The sequence below is a fragment of the Candidatus Roseilinea sp. NK_OTU-006 genome (genome assembly GCF_012931985.1).
GTDB lineage: Bacteria > Chloroflexota > Anaerolineae > J036 > Brachytrichaceae > JAAFGM01.
On sequence record NZ_JAAFGM010000053.1, the window covers coordinates 1 to 6,284 of the forward strand.

Sequence of the window (6,284 nt, forward strand, 5' to 3'; positions counted from 1 at the left end):
CAAGCTGCCGCCCGGCGTGGTGTATCGCCCGGTCATCGAAGAGGAGATCGGCGAGTATCCCAACGTGACGCGGCGGTTCATCCCACGCCCATGCATGCAGTGCGAAAACCCGCCCTGCGTGCCGGTGTGCCCGGTGCACGCCACCTACACCAATGCCGAGGGCGTGGTCGAGGTGAACTACGAGCAGTGCATCGGTTGCCGCGCCTGCCTGACCGCCTGCCCCTACGGCGCGCGCACCTCAGACTTTGGCTACATCTATGCCGAGGGCGCACCGAATGCCGACGGCCTGATCTTGGGCCGCGACGCTGCTGACGACTACGAACGCGCGCCGAACTTCGAGTATGGCCAGCCATGGCCGCGCGAAGCCCATGGTTCGCCGATGGGCAATGCCCGCAAGTGTCACTTCTGCCTGCACCGCGTCAAGGAGGGGTTGTTGCCCGAATGTGTGACGACATGCATCGGGCGCGCCACCTTGTTCGGCGACGCCAACGACCCCGATAGCGTGGTGGCCCAACTGATTCACCGCCCGAATGTCATCCGGCTGAAAGAAGAGTTGGGCACCAAGCCGCGCGTGTATTACATCGTGTGAGGGAGGAGCGCCATGATCAAAAAAATCGTGTACGGCCTGGGCGCGTTGGCGCTGTTGCTGGGCCTGTATGGGTTCTACTCTCGCCTGTTCATCGGCGAGCGCGAGGTCAATTACGGCTCCTATGTGACGTGGGGGCTGTGGGTGGCCATGTATTTGTTCTTTGCCGGCATCTCCACCGGCGCGTATATGCTGGCGACGCTCGATCACCTGTTCAACGTCCGCCTGTTCAAGGGCGCCGGCAAATACGCCCTGTGGGGCGCGCTGGTGACCATGCCGGCGGCGCTAATCACCATCGCCTTCGATCTGGGACACATGGAGCGCATCTGGAAGGTGTACCTCAGCCCCAATTTTGGCGCGCCGATGGCGCAGTTGGTATGGGGCTACACGCTTTTCCTGGTCGTCATTGTGGTCTCGCTTGTTCTCACGCTACGGCGGCCGCAAAAACTCGCAACCAAAGTGGTGATGAGCATTGGGCTGTTCTTGGCCATTTTCCTCAGCGGCGGCGTGGGCGCGCTGCTCAGCGTGAATGCCAGCCGCGCGTCGTGGCATGCGGCCATGTTGCCGGCGCAATTCCCCATCTTCTCGCTCACGTCCGGTGTGGCGTTGTTGATGATTCTGCTGGGCTGGTTCACGCCGGATGACGAAATCCGCCAGCAGCGCGTGCGCCTGCTGGGTCTGGCCATGATTGTGCTGATCCTGGTGAAGGCGTACTACTTGTGGGTTGATTACTCGGTGGCCCTATACAGTGGCGTGCCGGACACGGCTCGCGCGGTTGAGCTGGTGTTGTTTGGCCAGTATGCCTGGGCATTCTGGGGCTTGCAGGTGACGCTCGGCATGATCGTGCCGCTGATTGTGCTGGTGCAGCCGCGCCTGGCGCGCAGTGGATTTTGGGCCGGCCTGATGGGTGTGCTGGTGCTGGTTGGCTTTGCCGTGGCGCGCTCAAACATCATCTTCCCGGCGCTCGCCATTCCCGAACTGGAGGGGTTGACTGAAGCCTTCCACGGCCCGCATCTCAACATTAACTATGTGCCCAGCCTGATGGAGCTATCGGTAGTCTCCGGCGTGGTTGGGCTGGCCACATTGGCCTACCTGATCGGCGTCGATGCGCTGCCATTCCTGAAAAAGTATGAGGTGACCAAATGAGTAACCCGATTCAGCCTTCATCCTCTGAAAGCGCCGCCGGACACGCTGCGACGCAGCCGGGCGACTGGCAAGTGTCACGCCGCAGCTTCATGAAAGCGGCTGCGCTGGTCGGCGGCGGGGCTGTGCTGGGCGGCGCCTTCCTCGGCGCGCTGCCAAAGGTGAAAGCGGCGCTGGAGGCGACCGGCGAAGGCAGCGCCTATCCGCTTGGCGATCCGGCGCATCAAATTTACTCGGTCTGCCAACAGTGCAACACCCAGTGCGGCATCAAGGTCAAGCTGCTGGACGGCGTGGCGGTCAAGATTGACGGCAACCCATTCTCACCCTGGAATCTGGTGCCGCACCTGGCCTACAACACGCCGATCACGGACACGGCCAAAATTGACGCGCCCTTGTGTCCAAAGGGTCAGGCCGGCCTGCAATCCGCCTATGACCCCTACCGCCTGGTCAAGGTGCTCAAACGCGCCGGCAAGCGCGGCGAGAACAAGTGGAAGGTGATTGACTTCGACCAGGCCGTCACCGAGATTGTCGAGGGGGGCAAGCTGTTTGCCGACGTGCCCGGCGAAGAGAATCGCGAAGTCGAGGGCCTGCGTTCCTTGCGCGCGCTCACCGACCCGAAGGTGATGAAGGCAATGGACGCCGCCATCAAGAAGATCTGGGCCGAAAAGGACGCCGACAAAAAGAAAGCCCTGATCGAGCAGTTCAAGGCAGACTTCGCTGAGCATCTTGACAAGATGATTGACCCCGATCACCCCGATCTTGGGCCGAAGAACAACCAGATTTTGTACTTCTGGGGCCGGCAGAAGGGCGGTCGCAGCGACATTGCGCTGCGCTTCTTCCGCTCTGGCCTGGGCACGACCAACACGCATGGTCACACCACGGTGTGCCAGGGCAGCCTGTACTTCGCCGGCAAGAGCATGAGCGACCAGTGGGACGGCAGCAAGTTTACCGGCGGCGCCAAAGCCTACTGGCAGGGTGACACTGCCAGCGCCGATTTTGTCATCTTCGTCGGCGCGTCACCGTTCGAAGGCAACTACGGCCCCACCAACCGCGCGCCGCGCATTGCGCCGCGCGCCGCAGAGGGCGCGATGAAATTCGTGGTAATCGATCCGCGCCTGTCCAAGCTGGCCGGCAAAGCCTGGAAATGGCTGCCCAACAAGCCCGGCACCGAAGCCGCCATTGCGCTGGGCATGATTCAGTGGATCATCGCCAATCAGCGTTACGACGCGCAGTATCTGGCCGACGCCAACAAGGCCGCCGCCAAGAAAGCCGGCGAGCCGACCTGGAGCAACGCCGCCTGGCTGGTGAAAGTCACCGACGGCAAGCCAGGCAAGTTCCTGCGCGGCAGCGACCTCAAGCTGGTCGAGAAAAAGGAAGAACAGAAGGATGACAAGACGGTTATCACCTGGGTCACGCAGGACGGCACGGTCTTCAACACCGATCCTTTTGTGGTGCTGGATAAAGATGGCAATCCCGTCTTGTTCGACCCGAATGACGAGGAACGCGCTGTGGAAGCCGGCCAGTTGCTGGTGAATGGCAAGGTCGGCGACTTCGATGTGAAGAGCAGCCTGCAAATCCTTTACGAATCGGCCAGTGAGAAAACGATCGAGGAATGGGCCGATATCGCTGGCATCCGCGCCACAGACATCGAAGACCTGGCGCGCGAGTACACCTCGCATGGCAAAAATGCCGCCATCGATATTCACCGTGGCGTCAGCCAGCACACCAACGGCTATTACAACGTGCTGGCCTGGAATGCGCTTGGCCTGTTGATCGGCAGCTACGACTGGCGCGGCGGCCAGGTATATGCCAGCACCTACGACGTGGGCGGCTCGAAGGCCGAAGGCCCATTTGTGCTTGGCAAGGCCGACCCCGGCGCGCTGGCGCCGTTCGGCATCAGCATCATCCGCCACGACGTCAAATACGAAGACACAACGATCTTCGAGGGCTATCCGGCCAAACGCAACTGGTATCCACTGGCGTCCGACGTGTACGAGGAGATCATCCCGTCGGCCGGCGACATGTACCCCTATCCCATCAAGGCCGCCTTCATGTATATGGGGTCGCCGGTGTACTCATTGCCGGCCGGCCACAAGTGGATCGAAATTCTGCGCGATGTCGACAAGCTGCCCCTGTTCGTGGCCAGCGATATCGTCATCGGCGAGACCAGCATGTACGCCGACTACATCTTCCCCGATACCAGCTTCCTGGAGCGATGGGAGTTCAGCGGATCGCATCCTTCCATGACCTTCAAGGTGCAGGGCGTGCGACAGCCCACCATCGCGCCAGTCACCGGCACAGTGACCGTGTATGGTCAGGAAATGGCCTTGCAATGGGAGGCGCTCTTGCTGGCCATGGCCGAAAAGCTGGGGCTGCCGAACTTTGGCCCAAATGGGCTGGGCGATCTCGGTGACTTCACTCACCCCGATCATCTATACCTGCGCATGGTGGCCAATCTAGCCTTTGGCGAAAAGGCCGATGGGAGCGATGCCGTGCCCGATGCCGATGCCGAAGAAATTCGTCTGTTCATCGAGGCGCGCAAGCATCTGCCCAAAGGTGTGTTCGACCCCGACCGTTGGCGCGCCATCGTCGGCGATGCCTTGTGGCCGAAAGTGGTCACCGTGCTCAGCCGGGGCGGGCGTTTCCAGGCTTATGAAAAAGGCTACCCTGGCGACGGTGTACGCCCCGGGTCGTTCGATGAGCCTTACATCATCCCGACCGGCGTGAAGTTCGGCAAGCTGATCAACCTGTATCTGGAGAAGAATGTGGGCATCAAGCACGCCGGCACGGGCAAGCCACTTCCCCCTGTGGCGACCTACATCGAGCCGTACACCGGTTTCGACGGCCAGGTGATCGACGACGCGAAGGATGGCTATGACCTCAAGCTCATCACCTACCGCGAGATCATGATGACCAAGAGCCGCACGCCCGGCAACTACTGGCTGCGCGCGCTGATGCCGGAGAACGCCGTCATCATGAATGCGCAGGACGCCGCCGCGCGCGGCCTGAAGGATGGCGATCGGGTGCGCATCGTCTCGGCCACCAATCCCGAAGGCGTGTGGGATCTGGGCAACGGCTCGAAAGTGGACGTGGTCGGCCGGCTCAAAGTCGTGCAGGGCATGCGGCCGGGCGTGGTCGGCTTCGCCCTCGGCTTCGGCCACTGGGCCTATGGCGCTGTGGATGTGACTATCAATGGTCAGACCATCCCCGCCGACCCCTCGCGCATGCAAGGCTTCCATGCCAACGCCGTCATGCGCACCGACCCACTGGTGACCAATACCTCACTTTTCGATCCGGTGGGTGGGAGTGCGGTGTTTTACGATACGCAGGTTAAAGTGGTGCCGGCATAAGACTGGCTGCCTACGCCAGATCGATGCTGCCAAGCGGCGCGCCCCGGTAATCAGTGCCCACCGGCGCGCCGCTGCACAAGGCCAAACAAAGAGCTTATGGTGATGACCAAACTTCCCAAAACTTATCAGCTTTTCAAGAAGGCTCAGCCCAAAGTGTGGCGCGCCTACGCCCGGCTCGGCGAGGCGGCGGCGCAAAGCGGCCCGCTGGACGAAAAGACACGCGAGTTGATCAAGCTCGGCATGTCAGCCGCCTTGCGCAGCGAGAGCGCCGTCAAGTCTCATGTTCATCGCGCCCGCGAGGCTGGCGCTTCCCCCGATGAGGTCACGCACGCCATTACGCTCGGTGTGACCACCATCGGCTTCCCAGCCATGATGACAGCGTTGTACTGGGCGCAGGAAGCGCTGCAGTCAGACCAACGCGAGAGTGGTTGACGTGTTCTCACTGCACCCTTACCGCGAACGGTTGTTGCAGTTGCACAACCACATTTGCCCGCGTCAGGTGTTGGGGCTGCGCATGGGTGAACTGGCCGGCGAGATGTTGGGGCTGTCGCTGCCGCAGTCCGACAAACGTCTGATTGCGTTTGTCGAGACGGATGGCTGCTTTGCCGATGGCGTGATGGTGGCGACCGGCTGTTCGGTCGGCCATCGCACGTTGCGCGTGGTTGATCTGGGCAAAACTGCCGTTACGTTCGCCGACTCGCACAGCGAGCCGACCTGCGCCATTCGCATCTGGCCGCATCCACTGGCGCGCAGCCGCGCTGCACAATATGCGACCGATGCGCCCAGTCGCTGGCATGCGCAACTGGCAGCCTATCAGATCATGCCGGCGGATGCGTTGCTGTGCGCTCGCCCTGTCGCGTTGACTCGCCCTCTGGCCGCCATCATCAGCCGTCCCGGCGTGCGCGTGTGTTGCGCCGAGTGCGGCGAAGAGATCATTAACGAACGCGAGGTCACGCAGGATGGGCGTATCCTGTGCAGAACCTGCGCCGGCGACGCCTACTATCAATATCTGCTCGAATTGCCCATCTCGATTGAGCAGCATGCGCGCGTGCCGGCTGAGCATCAGCATGCCTGAGTTATACCAACTGCCACATCAAGGCGTGCTAAATAAGGACAGGGCCTGGACGTTGTCTTTGATCCAACGCCAATCAACCAGCCTGCGAAGTGCGTCGGCGTCGTCAGCTAACGCATGCAATATCTGCTCG

The 6,284-nt window shown here is 61.6% G+C and carries 5 protein-coding genes; all 5 read left to right on the plus strand.

The features are described 5' to 3' along the window. A partial coding sequence (locus tag GXH28_RS14960; RefSeq protein WP_169239825.1) for a 4Fe-4S dicluster domain-containing protein occupies positions 1 to 589 on the plus strand: 589 nt, incomplete at its 5' end. A gap of 12 nt (positions 590 to 601) precedes the next feature. Then, positions 602 to 1,732 carry an NrfD/PsrC family molybdoenzyme membrane anchor subunit gene (gene nrfD / locus GXH28_RS14965; protein ID WP_169239826.1) on the plus strand — a complete coding sequence of 377 codons (1,131 nt, stop codon included), beginning with the start codon at positions 602 to 604 and terminating at the stop codon, positions 1,730 to 1,732. Continuing rightward, entirely contained in the window at positions 1,729 to 5,079 is a 3,351-nt protein-coding gene (locus GXH28_RS14970) for a molybdopterin-dependent oxidoreductase (protein ID WP_169239827.1), read from the plus strand. Before nrfD ends, GXH28_RS14970 begins: the two co-directional genes overlap by 4 nt. Positions 5,080 to 5,181: 102 nt before the next feature. Next, a complete protein-coding gene (locus GXH28_RS14975; RefSeq protein WP_169239828.1) occupies positions 5,182 to 5,511 on the plus strand; it encodes a carboxymuconolactone decarboxylase family protein in 330 nt (109 codons plus the stop codon). After that, positions 5,504 to 6,154, plus strand: a complete 651-nt coding sequence (locus GXH28_RS14980; protein ID WP_320447972.1) for an FmdE family protein — start codon at positions 5,504 to 5,506, stop codon at positions 6,152 to 6,154. The genes GXH28_RS14975 and GXH28_RS14980 overlap by 8 nt, the downstream gene beginning before the upstream one ends. Positions 6,155 to 6,284: the final 130 nt, after the last annotated feature.

Coding starts and splice junctions, on each gene's coding strand:
- nrfD (WP_169239826.1), top strand. CDS start 602: ATGATCAAAAAAATCGTGTACGGCCTGGGCGCGTTGGCGCTGTTGCTG.
- GXH28_RS14970 (WP_169239827.1), top strand. CDS start 1,729: ATGAGTAACCCGATTCAGCCTTCATCCTCTGAAAGCGCCGCCGGACAC.
- GXH28_RS14975 (WP_169239828.1), top strand. CDS start 5,182: ATGACCAAACTTCCCAAAACTTATCAGCTTTTCAAGAAGGCTCAGCCC.